This is a genomic window from Bradyrhizobium sp. Ken64 (genome assembly GCF_055807555.1).
In genome coordinates this window covers 109,877-127,746 of record NZ_JBVVPA010000008.1, presented here as the reverse complement: position 1 = coordinate 127,746, position 17,870 = coordinate 109,877, and the positions used below count along the sequence as shown (strand labels likewise).

Annotated in this window: 14 protein-coding genes; 6 read left to right on the top strand and 8 right to left on the bottom strand. The window is 65.7% G+C overall.

Annotation, left to right across the window (positions count from 1 at the left end; genetic code table 11):
• Positions 1-61 precede the first annotated feature (61 nt).
• Together AC0L2F_RS16155 and pcsA are read right to left on the bottom strand one after the other, a co-directional pair.
• Positions 62-796 (bottom strand): TerC family protein, encoded by a 735-nt coding sequence (locus AC0L2F_RS16155; RefSeq protein WP_007610517.1) that lies wholly within the window; start codon positions 794-796, stop codon positions 62-64.
• Positions 793-1,560 (bottom strand): phosphatidylcholine synthase, encoded by a 768-nt coding sequence (gene pcsA / locus AC0L2F_RS16150; RefSeq protein WP_007610518.1) that lies wholly within the window; start codon positions 1,558-1,560, stop codon positions 793-795. Before pcsA ends, AC0L2F_RS16155 begins: the two co-directional genes overlap by 4 nt.
• Before the next feature lie 87 nt (positions 1,561-1,647).
• Between pcsA and AC0L2F_RS16145 the strand changes: the two genes are divergently transcribed.
• The gene (locus AC0L2F_RS16145; RefSeq protein WP_473249007.1) at positions 1,648-2,832 is read left to right on the top strand and encodes a UbiH/UbiF family hydroxylase; all 1,185 of its coding nucleotides are present in this window, start codon (positions 1,648-1,650) and stop codon (positions 2,830-2,832) included.
• Between the two features lie 7 nt (positions 2,833-2,839).
• On the opposite strand, the gene AC0L2F_RS16140 is transcribed toward AC0L2F_RS16145, so the two are convergent.
• Complete coding sequence (locus AC0L2F_RS16140; protein ID WP_007610526.1) at positions 2,840-3,793, bottom strand: AEC family transporter; 954 nt, start codon at positions 3,791-3,793, stop codon at positions 2,840-2,842.
• A 106-nt stretch (positions 3,794-3,899) separates the two neighbouring features.
• Between AC0L2F_RS16140 and hspQ the strand changes: the two genes are divergently transcribed.
• Entirely contained in the window at positions 3,900-4,232 is a 333-nt protein-coding gene (gene hspQ / locus AC0L2F_RS16135; RefSeq protein ID WP_007590865.1) for a heat shock protein HspQ, read from the top strand.
• Positions 4,233-4,311: 79 nt separating this feature from the next.
• Here the strand turns inward: hspQ and AC0L2F_RS16130 are convergent, their stop codons facing one another.
• Entirely contained in the window at positions 4,312-5,112 is an 801-nt protein-coding gene (locus tag AC0L2F_RS16130; protein ID WP_007610528.1) for an invasion associated locus B family protein, read from the bottom strand.
• A gap of 259 nt (positions 5,113-5,371) precedes the next feature.
• Here AC0L2F_RS16130 and AC0L2F_RS16125 point away from each other — a divergent pair, with 259 nt between their 5' ends.
• The 3 genes from AC0L2F_RS16125 to AC0L2F_RS16115 all read left to right on the top strand — a co-directional run bounded on the left by AC0L2F_RS16125 (position 5,372) and on the right by AC0L2F_RS16115 (position 10,059).
• Complete coding sequence (locus tag AC0L2F_RS16125) at positions 5,372-7,240, top strand: extracellular solute-binding protein (protein ID WP_473249096.1); 1,869 nt, start codon at positions 5,372-5,374, stop codon at positions 7,238-7,240.
• 4 nt (positions 7,241-7,244) lie between these two features.
• Entirely contained in the window at positions 7,245-8,747 is a 1,503-nt protein-coding gene (locus AC0L2F_RS16120) for a class I adenylate-forming enzyme family protein (protein ID WP_007610533.1), read from the top strand.
• A gap of 85 nt (positions 8,748-8,832) precedes the next feature.
• Positions 8,833-10,059, top strand: a complete 1,227-nt coding sequence (locus AC0L2F_RS16115; RefSeq protein ID WP_473249006.1) for a GGDEF domain-containing protein — start codon at positions 8,833-8,835, stop codon at positions 10,057-10,059.
• Positions 10,060-10,255: 196 nt separating this feature from the next.
• Here the strand turns inward: AC0L2F_RS16115 and AC0L2F_RS16110 are convergent, their stop codons facing one another.
• The 3 genes from AC0L2F_RS16110 to AC0L2F_RS16100 form a co-directional block, all read right to left on the bottom strand.
• Positions 10,256-10,465 carry a cold-shock protein gene (locus tag AC0L2F_RS16110; RefSeq protein WP_007610535.1) on the bottom strand — a complete coding sequence of 70 codons (210 nt, stop codon included), beginning with the start codon at positions 10,463-10,465 and terminating at the stop codon, positions 10,256-10,258.
• Between the two features lie 242 nt (positions 10,466-10,707).
• Positions 10,708-14,226 (bottom strand): transcription-repair coupling factor, encoded by a 3,519-nt coding sequence (gene mfd, locus AC0L2F_RS16105; RefSeq protein WP_473249005.1) that lies wholly within the window; start codon positions 14,224-14,226, stop codon positions 10,708-10,710.
• On the bottom strand, positions 14,223-14,513 hold the full coding sequence (locus AC0L2F_RS16100; protein WP_473249004.1) for an FAD assembly factor SdhE: 291 nt from the start codon (positions 14,511-14,513) through the stop codon (positions 14,223-14,225). Before AC0L2F_RS16100 ends, mfd begins: the two co-directional genes overlap by 4 nt.
• Positions 14,514-14,697: 184 nt before the next feature.
• Between AC0L2F_RS16100 and recG the strand changes: the two genes are divergently transcribed.
• Complete coding sequence (gene recG / locus AC0L2F_RS16095; RefSeq protein ID WP_473249003.1) at positions 14,698-16,806, top strand: ATP-dependent DNA helicase RecG; 2,109 nt, start codon at positions 14,698-14,700, stop codon at positions 16,804-16,806.
• Here the strand turns inward: recG and panE are convergent.
• Entirely contained in the window at positions 16,803-17,678 is an 876-nt protein-coding gene (gene panE, locus AC0L2F_RS16090) for a 2-dehydropantoate 2-reductase (protein WP_473249095.1), read from the bottom strand. The genes recG and panE overlap by 4 nt on opposite strands.
• Positions 17,679-17,870 lie beyond the last annotated feature (192 nt).

The following is a 17,870-nucleotide window of genomic DNA, read 5'->3' as shown; positions in this document are numbered from 1 at the left end:
TTCTCGCGGGCCAGCGAAAGACATCGCGCCCGCCTTGTCAACTCGACGCCGGCTGGAACGCCTAGACCGACCGTTTGCGGGTGTTCCTGCGGTTGCGTTTCGCCAGCACGTTGAAGAACTCGACCGCCGCCGAGAACGCAATCGCGAAATAGATGTAGCCGCGCGGGATGTGGAATTGGAATCCGTCCGCAACCAGCGCGACGCCGATCAGCACCAGGAAGGCCAGCGCCAGCATTTTCGTTGTCGGGTGCTCCGCGACGAATCGCGACACCGGCCCGGCCGAAATGTACATGATCAGGCAGGCGATCACGACGGCCGCGATCATGATCTCGATGTCCTGCGCCATGCCGATCGCCGTGATGATCGAGTCCAGCGAGAATACGATGTCGATGATCACGATCTGGACGATGACCCAGAAGAAAGCGTTACGAGGGGACTTCGCGTCGCCCGCGCCCTCGTCTGCTTCGACCTCGCCATGAATCTCGTGCGTCGCCTTCGCGATCAGGAACAGGCCGCCGCCGATCAGGATGAGGTCGCGCCAGGAGAAGCCGTAACCCGAAAACGAAAACACCGGCGCGGTCAGGCCGATCAGCCAGACCAGGACGCTGAGCAGGATGATGCGGAAGATCAACGCCAGCGCGAGCCCGATCTGGCGGGCGCGGTGCGCCTGCTTCTCGGGAATGCGCGAGACGATCACCGACAGGAAGATGACGTTGTCGATGCCGAGCACGATCTCGAGCGCGGTCAAAGTGAGGAGCGCGGCCCAGGCTTCGGGGCTGGTCAACAGGTGCATCATGCGAAGGATCTTGTCAGCCGTATCAATGCGTCGCTGAAGCTGATCCAGAGCGCGATCGCGCAGAGCGCAACAGTCACGCCGGTGCCGACGCGAAAGTCCATCTGCAGCGTGTAGAAGGAGAGCAGAGCCCAGATGGCAATCAGCGTCATCGTCAGCCAGCGCAGCCGCACGACGCGCACCGGATGCAGCACGTGGAACGGCACGAAGGTCAGCACCACCAGGGCCGCTACCAGCAGTGTCGACAGCAGCGGCGGCCAGTGCAGCAGGAACAGGTAGAACGCCGCCGCATTCCACAGCGCCGGAAAACCGCGAAAATGATTATCGTCCGCCTTCATGCGCAGATCGGCGAAATATAATGCGCTGGTGACGATGATGGCGACGCCGAGTAAGGGAGCCGCGACCGGCAGCAGCAAGCCGCTGGCCACGATCGCATAGGCCGGCACGAAGACGTAGGTGACGAAATCGACCACGAGATCGAGCACGTCGCCCGACCAGTTCGGCTGCACGTCCTTGACGTTGAGTCGGCGCGCGATCGGCCCGTCGATCGCATCGATGATGAGGGCGACGCCCAGCCACTGAAACATCGCCGCCCAGTGCTCGCGCACGGCCTCAAGCATCGCCAGCAGCGCGATCGCCGCACCGAACGCGGTGAAGATATGCACCGAGAAGGCAGCGGCGCGGATCGCGGGCCTGGGTTTCAGGGAATCCTCTTGGCTGTCCATGGCTTCTGCTATCAGAATGACACCGGTTTGCACATAAGCCATTGCGGCGTCCGGTCGCACAATTCGTCATAAAATCAGGGAAATATCAGCGGGCTTGAATTTGCTGCGGGGCGTGTCCAATGTCGTTCCATGACAGATGTATCGACACTCTTTGACGCGGCCGTGATCGGCGGCGGACCGGCGGGACTTAGCGCGGCCATCGCACTGGCGCAGGCGGGCGCACGGACCGCGCTGGTGGCGCGTCGCGTGCCCTATGCCGACAATCGAACCACGGCGCTACTCGGCGCCTCCGTCGATCTGCTGGAGAGCCTCGACGTCTGGCCGCGCTGCAAGGACAAGGCGTCCGCGCTCGAAATCATGCGGCTCGTCGACGACACCGGCCGGCTGTTTCGCAGCCCGGAGGTCCGGTTCTCCTGCCACGAAATCGGCCTCGATGCCTTCGGCTACAATATCGACAACCGCTCGCTGATGCTGGCGCTGGAAGCGCGCGCGGCCGAACTGCCCGAGCTCGTCCGTTTCGACGACGAGGCCGAAACTGTGGTCATCGAAGCCGATGACGTCGCCATCCGCACCGCCGCTGCGCAATTTCTCTCGGCCCGCCTCGTGGTCGGCGCCGACGGCCGGCATTCGCTGTGCCGCGAAGCTTCCGGCATCGCGGTGACGCAGCGCGAGCTGACCCAGACGGCGCTGACCTTCAATGTCGGCCACGCGCGGCCCCATCGCAACGTCTCGACCGAGTTCCACACCCCGCATGGCCCTTGCGTGTTCGTGCCCCTGCCAGGCGATCGCTCCAGCGTCGTCTGGATCTCGGCGCCTGCGGACGCCGAGCGGCTTCGCGGCCTGGGCGATGAGGAATTGTCCGCCGCGATCGAGAAGCAGTCGCATTCGATCCTCGGACGGATGACGGTCGAGCCGGGCCGCCATCTGTTCCCGCTGGCGATCGAGCGTCCAAAATCCTTTGGCCGCGACCGCATCGCGCTCATCGGCGAAGCCGCCCATGTGGTTCCCCCGATCGGCGCCCAGGGTCTCAATCTCGGCCTCCGCGATGCCGCCGACATTGCGAGGCTTGCAGGCGAGGCCATCGCATCAGGCCAGGATCCCGGCGCACCCGACGTGCTCAAGCGTTACGACCGGGCCCGGCGTCCGGACATTCTGAGCCGGACCTTTGCGATCGATATCGCCAACCGCTCGCTGCTCAACGATTTCCTCCCGCTGCAGCCGGTCCGCGCGGTCGGCATGCACCTGCTCGGCGCGATCGGCCCGCTCCGGCGTTTTGCGATGCGCGAAGGCCTGACGCCGACTTGGCGGAAGTAACCGCCGCTCAGGGAAACGCCAACCGGCCAGTCTGGATCGCCCACATCACGCTGGTCAGCGTAACCACGGACGCAAAGGTCCCGAGCAACACCGCGACGGAGGCCGACTCGATCCAGGCGTCGTTCTGCCGGGCGATGACGAACACGTTCAGCGCCGGCGGCAGCGAGGCCATCAGCACGGCGGTCGCGGCCCAGGGCTGCGCGAACGGGCCGAACGCCAGCATCAGGCCGAACGCTGCGAGCGGATGGACCAGGAGCTTGATCGCGATCACGCCCGGCACCTCCCACGGGACCCGATCGAACGGACGGAGCGCCACGGTCACGCCGAGCACGAACAGCGCGGTCGGGGCGGCTGCGTTCTGGAGGAACGTGATGGTGCGATCGAGCGCGACCGGCATCTCGACATGCAGCGATGCGAAGGCCGCACCGAAACAGGCCGACATGATCAGCGGGTTGAGCACAATCTGCTTCAGCACGACGCCGAAGGCATGCACGATCGAGGGATGATCGCGGTCGGAAAGCTCGATCAGCAGCGGCACGATCGTGAACAGGAAGATGCTGTCGCAGCAGAAGATCAGCGCAGTCGGCGCCGAGGCCTTCGGCCCGAGCACGGCAAGCGCCAGCCCAGGTCCCATGTAGCCGATATTGCCGTAGCCGCCGGAGAGCCCGGCGAGCGTCGCCTCGCGCAGCGTCAGCCCGCCGAGAACCTTGCCGACGACCAGCGCGAGTGTGAACGCCGCAACGGTCGACAGCGTGGTCGCGACCAGGAATGGCGGGTTGTTCAATTCCGAGAACGGCGTCTTCGACATGATCGCAAACAGCAGCGCCGGCAGCGACACATAGAGCAGGAAGAAGTTCATCCAGGCGAGGCCCGATTCCGGCAGCGATTTGACCTTGCCACAGGCGAATCCAACGAAGATCAAGCCGAAATAAGGTAGAGCCAGATTGAGGATATCGACCATTGATGAAGCGTTTTCTGAAGATTGGGGGGTTATCTGCCCCGCAACCGCGGGTTAATTCCAGATCAGGGCACTAGCATCGGCCACAATCCTGGTCTATCGACGGGGAATGATTAAAGCGCGGACCGCCAAATTCCAGATCGGACAGGTCGTGCGCCACCGGATCTTCTCGTTCCGGGGCGTGATCTTCGACATCGATCCGGAATTCAACAACACCGAGGAGTGGTGGCTGTCGATCCCGGAGGAGGTGCGGCCCCACAAGGACCAGCCGTTCTATCACCTGCTCGCGGAGAACTCGGAATCGGAATACGTCGCCTATGTCTCCGAGCAGAATCTCGTGCCGGACGATTCTGGCGAGCCGGTCCGGCATTCCCAGGTCGCCGAGATCTTCGTCAAGGACAAGACCGGCGGTTACCGCCCGCGCAATCCGTCGCTGAACTGAGTTTTCGCAGCCATCAGCTGGCCAGCAAAAAAGGCGCTCGAAACCGAGCGCCTTTTTCATGTCCGGGATCGGGTCCCGATTACTTCTGGCCGGCGGGCGGCGTGCCCTGCTGCTCGAGCTTCTTGCGCTGCTCGTCAGCCTTCTTCTGAAGCTCTTCCTGAAGCTTCTTCTGGGTTTCCTCGAACACCTTCGGATCCGTCGGCGGACCGTCATAGGCCTTCTGGAATTCGCCGGCGAGCGGCAGCGGCAAGGTCAGCGGTGCGCCGTTGGCATTGATCGCCTGAACAACGAGGTTCTGGCCCTTCTTCATGTTGTTGATGAACTCGGGCGTGGCCTCGTAGTCGGACATGCAGCCGTTCTGGAAGCAGATCACATACGGGCTCTGCAACGGCGGATTGTTGTCCACGATGATGCGGGTACCGTGCACCAGCTGCATGCCGAGCGGCAGCGTCACGCGCAGGATCTTCTTCGGCTCGCCTTCCGGCTCGATGATGACGGCCGCAATGACCGGCTGGCCCGACTCGATACGACCGTCCTTGCCGGTGAAGCAGACCTGCTTGGCATTGGCGTCCTGGCCCTTGAGGCAGAACTTGGTCCAGGGGGCGTAGATCAGCTGGATCTGCTGATCGGCCGGCTGGGCCGCGCCCTGCTGCGCCGGAGCGCCTTGGGCGGGAGCCGGCTGGGCGGGTGCCTGAGCGGCCGGGGCCGGCGCCTTTGGGGCGGCCTTCGGAGCGGCCTTCGGAGCCGCCTTGGGCGCGGGCGCACCCGGAGCGGGAGCCTGGGCCTCGGCGGCAAACGGGACGGCCAACGCCGTCGCCGTCAACAGGGCGAGAAGTCGCCCGCGCGGCCGGACGGACGCGGCCAAGTAACGGAAATTCATTGCGGAAAACCCTTTCTGAACGGGAAGCGCCCGAACCGCTTCGACGCACCGAGCCTGGCCACGTTGGGCGCGGCTCTCTCCCCGTCAAATGAGGCGGATAAGTGACGGCTCGGCGCTCGTGCGCGATTGCCCGCCTTCTTAACGTGGCCGACGAAAAGATCAATGCCGACAAGCGTCTTTGGCCGCGCGCTGGCGTACGCCCCGGGGAAAATCCCTGTGATAGGATTCAGGCCTGCGGTCCTCGAATCAACGTGTGCAGATGTTCATGTTCCAGCGCCTTCTCGAGGGCCGTCCTGAAGGTCTTTGCGTCCGCCTCTGTATCCTGGCTTTCGCCTTGGGGCTCCCGTTCGCCTTGGGGCTCCCGGCCAGCGGCGCAGGGGCCGAGGCAGCCCACGCCATCGCCATGCACGGCAAGCCGGCGATGCCTGCCGATTTCACCCATATGCCTTACGTCAACCCTGACGCCCCCAAGGGCGGCCGGCTGACCTGGGGCGTTCTCGGCACCTTCGACAGCCTCAATCCCTTCATCGTCAAGGGACTGGCCGTGCAGCAGATGCGGAACTACGTGGTCGAGAGTCTGCTCGCGCGCGGCAATGACGAGCCGTTCACGCTCTACGGCCTGCTCGCCAGATCGGTCGAGACCGATGACGCGCGCAGCTTTGTCGCGTTCCACATCGATCCCCGCGCCCGCTTCTCCGACGGCAAGCCGGTCCGCGCCGAGGACGTGCTGTTCTCCTGGCAGTTGCTGCGCGACCACGGCCGCCCCAACCACCGGCAATATTACGGCAAGGTCGCAAGCGCCGAGGCGCCGGATCCCCTCACCGTCCGCTTCGACCTTGCGGGAGCCAATGACCGCGAACTGCCGCTGATCCTCGGCCTGATGCCGATCCTGCCGAAACACGCCGTCGACGTCGCGGCTTTCGAGGAGACGACGCTGACGGCCCCGGTCGGCTCCGGCCCCTACCGCGTCACCGCGGTGAGGCCCGGTGCCAGCGTGACGCTCACCCGCAATCCCGACTATTGGGGCCGTGACCTGCCCATCAATCGCGGGCTCTACAATTTCGACGAGATCAGGCTCGACTATTTTCGCGAGGCCAACGGCCAGTTCGAAGCTTTCAAGCGCGGCCTCTATGATTTCCGCATCGAGCACGAGCCGCTGCGCTGGCACGACGGCTACGACTTTCCCGCGGCGAAGAATGGCGACGTGATCCGCGACACCTTCAAGCCGGGCGTGCCGCAACCTTCCGAATTTCTGGTGTTCAACACGAGGCGTCCCATCTTCGCCGACATCCGCGTGCGCCAGGCGCTGACGCTGCTGTTCGATTTCGAGTTGGTCAACCGCAACTACTTCTTCAGCCTCTACTCGCGCGTCGCCGGCTATTTTGCCGGCTCGGACCTGTCAGCGTATGGCAAGCCTGCGGATGCTCGCGAGCGTGAGCTGCTCAAGCCGTTCGCCGCGCAGATCCCGCCTGACATCCTGGACGGCAGCTACCGCCTGCCGGTAACCGACGGCTCTGGGCGCGACCGGACCACGCTGCGCGCGGCGCTGAAGCTGTTATCGGAGGCCGGCTACGATCTCGACGGAACCGTGCTGCGCAATCGCGCGACCAAGGCGCCCTTCACCTTCGAGATCCTGGTCACGACCCGCGACCAGGAACGCGTCGCGCTTGCCTTCCAGCGCGACCTCAGGCGCGCCGGCATCGAGCCCAGCGTACGATCGGTCGACCCTGTGCAGTTCGACCAGCGCCGGCTCGCCTACGAATTCGACATGATCCAGAACCGCTGGGACCAGTCGCTGTCGCCCGGCAACGAGCAATATTTCTACTGGGGGAGCGCTGCCGCCGACAATCCGGGCACCCGCAACTACATGGGGGCCAGGGATCCCGCGGTCGATGCGATGATTGCCGCACTGCTGGAAGCCCGTGAACATACGGATTTCGTATCCGCGGTACGGGCGCTCGATCGCGCTTTGATCTCCGGTTTCTATACAATCCCCCTGTTTAACGTATCCGAGCAATGGATCGCGCGCTGGAATCGGATAGAACGGCCAGAGGCCACCTCGCTGTCCGGCTATTTGCCGGAGACCTGGTGGTCGAAGGGGCAGCCGGAAGCTCATCAAGCAAAGTGACGCCGTGAACCAGCCAGCCGTATCGCCGACGCTCGACACGCTGTTTCAGCGCACGCTGATGCGGCAGCCGCACGCGACCGCTCTGCTCGACCCCCTGAACAAGTTCCGCGTGACCGGGCACCAGCCGCGGCGGATGAGCTATGCCGAGGCTGACACGGCCATCGAGGCGCTGTCCGCCTATTTCGTCGAATCGGGCCTGCCGGCCAATTCCGTCATCGCCATCCAGCTGCCGAATACGGTCGAGTTCGTGCTCACCGTTCTCGCCGCCCATCGCGCCGGCCTCGTCGTCGCCGTGCTGCCGCTGCTCTGGCGCCATGCCGAACTGACCGCCGCTCTCAACCGCACCGCGGCGCGCGCCATCGTCACCATGAGCACGGTCGACGGCGTCAGCTATGCCGATCTCGCCATGCACGCGGCCGCGGAGGCCTTCTCGATCCGCCACGTCTGCGGCTTCGGCACCAACCTGCCCGAAGGCATGGCCTCGCTCGACGACGTGCAGGCCCGTCCGCCCGGCACCGCGCGCGCCGTGATTCAGGATGGTCGCAAGGCGGCGATGATCTCCTTCGACGTCACCGCGGAAGGCTTTCGTCCGGTGCCGCGGCCGCATTTCAGCCTGATCGCCGGGGGGCTCGCGATGTCGCTGGAAGCCGACATCAGGCAGGGCGCGACCGTGATGGCGGCGTTCACGCCGATGTCGTTCGCAGGGCTCGCCTCCTCGCTCGCGGTGTGGCTGCTGTGCGGCGGCACGCTGGCGCTGCATCATCCGTTCGAGAACGACGTGCTGGAGCAGCAGGTCAACGCGCACGAATGCGACGTGCTGATCGCACCGGCACAGTTCGCCCAGCGGCTCGGCGATTCCGAACTGGCGGCGCGGATGCCGACCTTGCGCAACGTCATCGGCCTGTGGCGTGCCCCCGAGCAGGTGGCGGCGAGCGAGGCATGGATCGCGCCTCACGCGCCGTTCACTGACGTCTATCTGTTCGGCGAGGCCGGATTGTTCGGCGCCCGGCGTGGCGAGGACGGCATGCCGGTGCCGGTGATGCCGGGACCGCACGGCGCGCCGCGCGAGCAGTCGGGTTCGTCGATCGCCGGCGAGATTCTGCTGACACCGAAGGGCACGCTCGGCCTGCGCGGCCCGATGGTGCCGATCGCGGCCTACGCCCCTCCGCCGCCGGTCGGCGACAGCCTGATCGCGCAGCCGCCACGCGACTATGTCGACACCGGCTATGCCGCACGGCTCGACCGCCCCAGCGGCGCGATCTGCATTACCGCGCCGCCCTCCGGGATCATGGCCGTCGGCGGCTACCGCTTCCTCTCCAACGACCTCCAGGAATGGGCGCGCCGGCTCGGCCAGGGCGCCCTGCTGACCGCGCTGCCCGACCGGCTCTCCGGTCACCGGCTCGCGGGCCGGGCCCAGGACAATGCCCGCGCCCGCGAAGCGCTCAGCGAACTCGGGCTTAACCCCCTGATGGTCGAGGCTTTTCGCGACCGGTCCGGGCCGGGTTGACGGTCATTTCGACGGTTCCATTGACGCTGCATTAAGGCGGCCGGACTAGATTGCGCGGCACCTGTCGCGTGATCAGAGCTCCTCGATGTCCCAGGCCGGCCCGATCCTGTTTGTGTCCAATGCCGAGCGGCCGGCCTTCATTGCGGCGCTGGACGAGGCGCGATTCTTCCCCGTGATCGACACCAGCTGGGCCGGCGCGGTGCGCGCGGTCGAAGAGGTACAGCCGGCCGCGGTTCTCGCCGCGATGCACACCGGGCACGAGCCGCATCTGGCGCCGCTCGCCAAGAAGATCGCGGAGCAATCGCCTTACCTTCCCTTCGTGGCGCTGGATGCGGCGGGCGCGCTCCCTCACAACGCCCTGCCCTTCTCTTCCTCGCGCGCCGGCCATTCCGAACGCCTGATCGCGCGGCTTCGCGCCGCACTACGGATTCGCACGCTCCATGCCACGGTGCTGCGCCGGCTGCCCGAGGTGAAAGTCGCGCTGCCGGAGGCCGATCCCGTTCGCGATGCCACGGTGCTTCTGATCGGTCGCGGCGCGGCTTACCCCGCGCTTTCCGTTGCGCTCGGCGAGTGCGTCGGCGTCATCGGGGCGCTCTCGATCGAGGCGGCGGCCAAGCATCTCAACACCCGCGATCTCGACGGCGTCGTGCTCGCCGAAGGTTTTACCCCCCGCGTGACCGATGCCTTCCTCACGGTGCTCGCCGAGGACACCCGCTTCCGCAGCCTGCCCGTGATCGTCACTGCGCATCAGTTGACGCAGACCTACGACCTGCCCAATCTCGAGCTCATCCCGGGCGAGCCGACGAAGGTCGCCGCCAACGCGCTGCCCTTGATCCGCCAGCACGCCATGGAAGCCCAGCTGAGCCGCACGCTGCGCTCGATTGATGCCGGCGGCTGGCTCGATCCGCGCAGCGGCCTGCTCACGGCGGAAGCTTTTGCGCGCGATTTTGCCAAGACGGTCGAGCAGACGCTGGCCCGCGGCGGCGGCCTCTCGGTCGCGCGCTTCGCCTTCGACCCCGGCAATTCCCGCGCCCAGCTCGATGCCGCCCGCATTCTCAGCCGCCTGATGCGGCAGATGGATTTTGGCGTGGCGCAGAAGGACGGCTCGGTCATCGTCGTGTTCGCCGAGACCGACTTCCGCACCGCCCACATGATCGCCCGCCGTCTCTCCGCGGTGATGCGGCACACGTCGAACGGCAAGCACGAGATGCGCAGCGATCCCGTCGTCTCGGTGGATTCGCTGTCGCCGTCGGATACGGCAAGGTCGCTGCTGGGACGGCTGTCGGCCGACGCGTCGCGGGCGGCGTCGTAGTCATCCGCCAGCGCTCGCTGCCGTCGGAGCTCGACTGCTCATATATGGAATCGTTGCGTGACCGTTCGCATTCTCATTCGCGGCGGGCGACAGCCGGCGCAAAAAACCCGCGGCCGATAAACGGTCGCGGGTCCAAAGATCCGAAGCTCTGCCAGTACATCCGTGGTCAAAGCAACGTCATTGAGATTGCGGCAGCCTATGCGGCGCGCAGATCTTCAGCAGCAGACTTGCCGGTCCGGCGATCTGCAACGATTTCGAAGGAAACCTTCTGCCCTTCGTTGAGGGTATTCATGCCGGCGCGTTCAACGGCGCTGATATGAACGAAGACATCCTGGCTGCCCTCGTCCGGCTGAATGAATCCGAAGCCCTTTTGGCTGTTAAACCACTTCACAGTTCCCGTCGTCATGGGGATCGTCCTTTAAGATAGATAAACGTTTAGCCGCGCTCAGAAGCGCGGCGTGTGTCGTCGAGATCTGGAGGGAGGGTCGTCAGTCAGGCGCGCTTTTCAGCGGCGAGGCCAAGTCGTTCGGCCGAAACTCGATAGACTGAACGTAGCAACTGTTCGATCATTCCGCAAGTGATCATATGTCGCTGTTCGGGGATCCGGATGCGGCGCGTCGTTTCGCGCCGCGCCGCCTCCGGAAACTTCTACGCCGCCTTCTTGCTCTGCGCGAGCTGCGCCAGCTGGCGCATGATCTCGGTGGTGCCGGCCAGCCGCTCTTCCGGCGTCTCCCAGTCCTGCAGGAACACCACCTTCATGTCCGGCCGCACCTTCGCGGCCTGGCCGTGGCTGCGGATGAAGCTCACCAGGCGATCGGGGTGAGCAAAGGAATTGTCGCGGAAGGCGATGACGGCGCCCTTCGGGCCGGCGTCGATCTTGCCGACATTGGCTTGGCGGCAGAACGCCTTGATCGCGGCGACCTTGAACAAATAGCGCACCTCGTCCGGCAGCACGCCGAAACGGTCGCGCATCTCGGCGCCGAAGTTCTCGATCTCCTCCTCGCTGTCGAGGTCGGCGAGCCGCCGGTAGAGCGACAGTCGCACCGAGAGATCGCCGACATAGTCCTCCGGAATCAGCACGGGCATGCCGATGGTGATGGTCGGCGACCAGCGATCGGCGGCGGGCTCCGAAACGCCAGCCTTGAGGTTGACGATCGCCTCCTCCAGCATTGACTGGTAGAGCTCGAAGCCGACCTCCTTGATATGGCCGGACTGCTGCTCGCCCAGGATATTGCCGGCGCCGCGGATGTCGAGGTCGTGCGAGGCGAGCTGGAAGCCCGCGCCCAGCGTCTCCAGCGATTGCAGCACGGTGAGCCGGCGCTCGGCCTGCGCCGTGATCTTCTGCTGCGCCGGCAGCGTGAACAGCGCATAGGCCCGCAGCTTGGAACGGCCGACGCGGCCACGGAGCTGATAGAGCTGAGCGAGGCCGAACATGTCCGCGCGATGCACGATCAGCGTGTTGGCGTTGGGGATGTCGAGGCCGGATTCCACGATCGTGGTCGACAGCAGGATGTCGAACTTGCCGTCGTAGAACGCGGTCATGATGTCCTCGATCACGGCGGGCGGCATCTGCCCGTGCGCGACCGCGACCTTCATCTCCGGCACGTTCTTGTCGAGGAAGTCCTTGACCTCGGCGAGGTCGTCGATACGCGGCACCACGTAGAACGCCTGGCCGCCGCGATAGCGCTCGCGCAGCAGCGCCTCGCGGATCATCAAGGGATCGTGCGGAGCGACGAAGGTGCGGACCGCGAGGCGGTCGACCGGGGGCGATGCGATGATCGAGAGCTCGCGCACGCCGGTGAGCGCGAGCTGCAGCGTGCGCGGGATCGGCGTCGCCGACAGCGTTAGCACGTGCACCTCGGCGCGGAGCTGCTTCAGCCGCTCCTTGTGGGTGACGCCGAAATGCTGCTCCTCGTCGACGATCAGCAGCCCGAGATCGCGGAACTTGATCGACTTGCTGAGCAGCGCGTGGGTGCCGACGACGATATCGACCGCGCCGTCGGTGAGGCCCTTCTTGACCAGATTGAGCTGCTTGGCCGGGACCAGCCGCGAGGCCTGCGCGACCTGCACCGGGAAACCCTTGAAACGCTCGGTGAACGTCTTGTAGTGCTGGCGAGCTAGCAGCGTGGTCGGCACCACGACCGCGACCTGCTTGCCTTCGAGCGCCACCGCGAAGGCGGCGCGCAGCGCCACCTCGGTCTTACCGAAGCCGACGTCGCCGCAGATCAGCCGATCCATGGGACGGCCGAGCTCGAGGTCCTTCAGCGTGGACTCGATCGCGCCAAGCTGATCCTCGGTCTCGTCATAAGGGAAGCGCGCGCAGAATTCGTCATAGAGGCCCGGCTGCACCGGCAGCTTTGGCGCCTCGTGCAGGTGGCGCTCGGCGGCGATCTTGATCAGCTCGCCCGCGATCTCGCGGATGCGGTTCTTGAGCTTGGCCTTGCGCGTCTGCCAGCCCGAGCCGCCGAGACGATCGAGTTCGACCGAGGTCTGGTCGGAGCCATAGCGCGACAGCAGCTCGATGTTCTCGACCGGCAGGAACAGCTTGGTCTCGGCGGCATAATGCAGCTCGAGGCAGTCATGTGGCGCGCCGGCGACGTCGAGCGTCTGCAAGCCGATGAAGCGGCCGATGCCGTGATCGACGTGAACCACGATGTCGCCGGCGGCAAGGCTCGTCACCTCCGAGATGAAATTGTCGAGCTTGCGGCTCGCCTTGCGCGGCCGGACCAGGCGATCGCCAAGAATGTCCTGCTCGCTGATGAGCGCGATCTCGTCGGTCTCGAAACCGCTTTCGAGGCCGAGCACGGCGAGCATGGTCTCGTTGCGCGGGGTCGCCTGCACCGTGCGCCAACTGTTGACGCTGGTCACAGGGGTGAGCTTGTGATCGCGCAGCATCGAAATCATGCGGTCGCGCGAGCCCTCCGTCCAGAGCGCGATGACCACTTTCTTGCGGTTAGTCAGCAGCCCATGCACATGTGCGACGACGGCTTCGAAGACATTGACCTTGTTGTCGTTGCGCTCCGGCGCAAAGTCTCGTCCCTTGCGTGCGCCGGCATCGACCACGCTGGTACCATCAGCAGGCACCGAAAATTGCGTCAGTCGCACCAGCGGCATTCCGCTCTCGCGCTTGCCCCACTCCTCCTCGGTCAGATAGAGCCTGTCAGGCGGCAGCGGCTTGTAGATGGCACCGCCGCCCGGATGCTCCATGGCATCGCGGCGGGCCTGATAATAGTCGAGGATCTGCTTGAAGCGCTCGCGGATGGCGTCCTCGGCCTGCGGCTCGATCGCCACGCAAGCTCCTTGAAGATAGTCGAACAACGTGTCCATCCGGTCCTGGAACAGCGGCAGCCAATGTTCCATGCCGGGATGACGGCGGCCTTCGCTGACGGCTTCGTACAGCGTATCGTCACGCTCGGGCGCGCCGAACTCGGCGACATAGCCCATGCGAAAGCGGCGGATGGTGTCGGTGACGAGCTGGAATTCGGAGATCGGCACGAGATCGAGCGCGCGCATGTCGAGCAGCGTGCGCTGGGTCTCGGCATCGAAGGTGCGGATCGATTCCAGGCTGTCGCCGAAGAAGTCGAAGCGGACGGGCTGGTCGAGGCCGGCCGGAAACAGGTCCAGAATGCCGCCGCGCACGGCATATTCGCCGGGCTCGCGCACGGTCGAGGAGCGGTTGTAGCCGTTGTGCTCGAGCCAGGCGATGATGGTGTCCATCGGCACGACGTTGCCCGGCGCGACCGACAGCGCCTGCGCCGCGACGAGCTCGCGCGCCGGCACGCGCTGGACGACGGCGTTCACCGTGGTCAGCACGATCAGCGGCTTGTCGCTGCCGGTCAGTGACGCAAGGCGCGCCAGCGTCGTCAGGCGCTGCGCGAGGACACCGCCATGGGGCGAGACGCGGTCATAGGGTTGGCAGTCCCAGGCCGGGAAGGTCAGCACGGGCAAATCGGGCGCGAAGAATTGCAGGGCCCGTTCGAGCTGCTGCATCCGCGGCCCGTCGCGGCAGACCACCGCGAGGCTGACAGCCGGCTTCTTCGGCCGCGCCGCGATGGCGCGCGCGAGATCGGAGACAACGAGGCCCTCGGCACCCTCGGCGACATTGGCAAGCGTCAGCGCGCGGCCGGGCGTGAGCAGCTCGGCCGGCGATTTCATCCCCTGCTTCATACGTCGCGGTCCGCGATCGGAAACGCCTTGATGCGCGCAAACAGCGGGCCGATGATTTCGGCGGCAAGCACCTTGTCGCCGGTGATGGCGGCATAGAGGTCGGGATCGGCCTCTTCGAGCAGGGCCTCGAGCTGCGTCAGCTCGTCTTCGGACAGATTGCCGATCTCGGCATCCGCGAAGCGACCGAGGATCAGGTCCATCTCGCGCGTGCCGCGGTGCCAGCAGCGGAACAGAAGCCGCTTGCGGCGGTCGTCCAGCCCGTCGCTCGATCGTGTCGTTCCCGTCATGTCTCAATTCCAGTCAAACGCCAAAAGCCCGGACGTGCCGGGCCGGGGTGATATAGCCACTCGGGCGGGCCCTGTCAGCCCTCGATTTATCATGGCCCGCTGCCGCCGCAGGGGCACGAAAAAACACGTGGATGCCGGGCATAAAGCCGGGCATGACGAGCGAAAACGATCCTAGGTTCGCCTGATGCGCCCCAGCCTGCTCAATCCGCTGTTTGCCCCCGTGACCAGCCTGCCCGGCGTCGGTCCGAAGCAGGACAAGCTGCTGCAATATCTGCTGAGCCGCAATGAGACGCCGCGGCTGGTCGATCTGTTGCTGCATTTGCCGAGCCAGGTCATCGACCGCCGGGCACGGCCGAAGATCCGCGACGCCACGCAGGGAACCATGGTGACGCTGGAGGTCACCGTCGACCGCCACCGCCCGCCCCCGCCGCGCAATGCGCGCGCGCCCTACCTCGTCTACGCCAGCGACGATACCGGCGACGTCGTGCTGACGTTCTTCCGCGCAAAGCCCGGCTATGTCGAAAAGCTGCTGCCAATCGGGGAGAAGCGCTTCGTCTCCGGCACGCTCCAGATGTACGACGGCATCCCCCAGATCGTGCATCCCGACCGGGTGCTGGACGAAGAGGCGATTTCAAAACTGTCCGGCATCGATCCGGTCTATCCCTTGACCGAAGGCCTTGCACTCGGCTCGCTGCGCCGCGCGGTCGCGCAGGCGCTGCAGAAGCTGCCGGCGCTGCCGGAATGGATCAGCCCGGAGGTGCTGCGCCGCTGCGGCTTCCCGCCGATCGCCGAGGCGCTCACCCGCGTGCACCAGCCGGTCGAGCTCACCGACATTCTGCCCGACCAGCCGTTCTGGTCGCGCCTCGCCTTCGACGAACTCCTGGCCGGGCAACTTGCGCTTGCCCTCATTCGCGCGCAATTGCGGCGCCCGGCCGGTGTGCGCAATGCAGGCGACGGGCAGCTCCGCAACAAGATCATCGATGCCCTGCCCTATGCGCTGACGTCCTCCCAGCGCGACGCCGCGGCGGCCATCGCGAGCGATCTGCAACAACCCGTGCGCATGCTGCGCCTGCTCCAGGGCGACGTCGGCTCCGGCAAGACCGTGGTCGCGCTGCTCGCCGCCGCCGCCGTCACCGAGGTCGGCAAGCAGGCGGCGCTGATGGCGCCGACCGAAATTCTGGCCCGTCAGCACATCAAGACCATCACGCCGCTCGCCGAGCGCGCGGGCATGCGCGTCGCGATCCTCACGGGCCGCGAAAAGGGCAAGGAGCGGCGGGAACTCTTGGCACACATCGAAGCCGGCGAGATCGACCTGCTCGTCGGCACCCATGCGCTGATCCAGGACGACGTGATCTTCAAGGATCTCGCCCTCGCCGTCGTTGACGAACAGCATCGTTTTGGCGTGCGCGAGCGGCTGGCGCTGACGTCAAAGGGCGAGGCAGTCGACGTGCTGGTGCTGAGCGCAACGCCGATCCCGCGCACGCTGGTGCTGACTTATTTCGGCGACATGGACATCAGCGAGCTCAGGGAGAAGCCCGCCGGCCGCCAGCCGATCGAAACCCGCACCATCTCGATGAGCCGCCTCGGCGAGGTCACCGATAGCGTCGGCCGCGCGCTCGAATCCGGCAAGCTGGTCTACTGGATCTGCCCGCTGGTCGAGGAATCCGAGGCCGAGGGTACCGAGCACCTGACCAATGCGACCAAGCGCTTCGAAAGCCTGCAAAAGCGTTTCGGCGACCGCGTCGGCCTCGTCCACGGCCAGATGAAGGGCACCGAGAAGGACCGCGTGATGGGCCAGTTCGCCGCCCACGAGATCGGCCTGCTGGTCGCGACCACCGTCGTCGAGGTCGGTGTCGACGTGCCGGCGGCGACCATCATGGTGATCGAGAACGCCGAACGCTTTGGCCTCGCCCAGCTTCACCAATTGCGCGGCCGCATCGGGCGCGGCTCGGAGGCCTCGACCTGTCTGCTGCTCTACTCCGAGCCGCTCGGCGAGATGTCGAAGGCGCGGCTGAAGGTGATCCGCGAGACCACCGACGGTTTTCGCATCGCCGAGGAAGATCTGAAGCTGCGCGGCGAAGGCGATGTGCTCGGTGTGCGCCAGAGCGGCCTGCCTGGCTACCGCATCGCCCGCTCGGAGGTGCACGGCCAGCTCATCACCCAGGCCCGCGACGAGGCGCTGCGCATCCTCAAGGACGATCCAAAGCTCAAGGGCGAGCGCGGCGAGGCGCTGCGGTGCCTGCTGTATCTCTACGAGCGGGACGAGGCGATCCCGCTGATCGGGGCGGGTTAGCTGGCCGCTCTCTGCCGCCCAATCTCATAAGCCGCCACATGCGCCCGGGCGAGATCCAGCAAGGGCGTGTCGATATCAAGTGCACGGGCCCGGTTGGCCATATCGCCGAGGATGTGCTCTGCCTCGGTAATCGAGCCGCGCTCGATGTCACGCAGCATCGAGGCCTTGAGCGGGGAGTCCAGGGTCGTGAACAGCTTCCGGTCAAACTCGATGAAAGGCGCTCGCGGCTCGAAACCCGAGGCCGTCGCGACGGCGCAGCATTCGGCGAACAGGCGGAAGATGGATTGCTCGCCGTTCGGCACGGCCAGAATGTCTCCGATGCTTGCACGCATCAGGCAGGTGATGCCGGCGAGCGTCGAGAGCTGGACGAATTTCTCCCACATGTCCTGCATGATCGCTTCGCTGGCGCGCACGTCGATACCGGGCACATGCAGCAGTGTCTCCAGCGCGAGCACGCGCTCGCTCAACGAACCCTGGATCTCGCCGAAGACGATGGTCTGATTGGCCATGAACTGAACGACACGGCCGTCCGCATCGAGCCCGGCACTGACGTTCGCGAGCCCGCCGAGAACCTGAGCGGCGCCGAACCGCGCAGTCAGGGCGTCGACATGTTTCAACCCGTTGAGGATCGGCAAAATCATCGTTTGGGCACCAACCGCCGGGGCAAACTGGGCCATCGCCTCGTCGAGCGAGTAGGATTTCACCCCGACGAGCACGACGTCGAAGGTTTCCTTGAGATCGTTGGCCAGGATGACCTTCGGCTGCACGGCGAAATCGCCGTGCGGGCTCACGACCTGCAATCCATTCCGCCGCAATTGCTCCGCACGCCCGGTCCGCACCAGAAAGGTCACGTCGCCGCCGGCTCGGACCAGGCGCGCTCCGTATTAGCCTCCAAGCGCTCCCGCGCCGATGACGAGCACTCTCATTCGAACTCCCATTGCGGAAGAATTGCTTCCGCAGAAACAATAACAGATGGGCCGCGCGCCGTCTCCTCCCCGTCATTGCGAGCGCAGCCCGGCTCATAAGGCCTCCCCTTTAGACCTCCCCTTTCGTCGCGGCCGGCT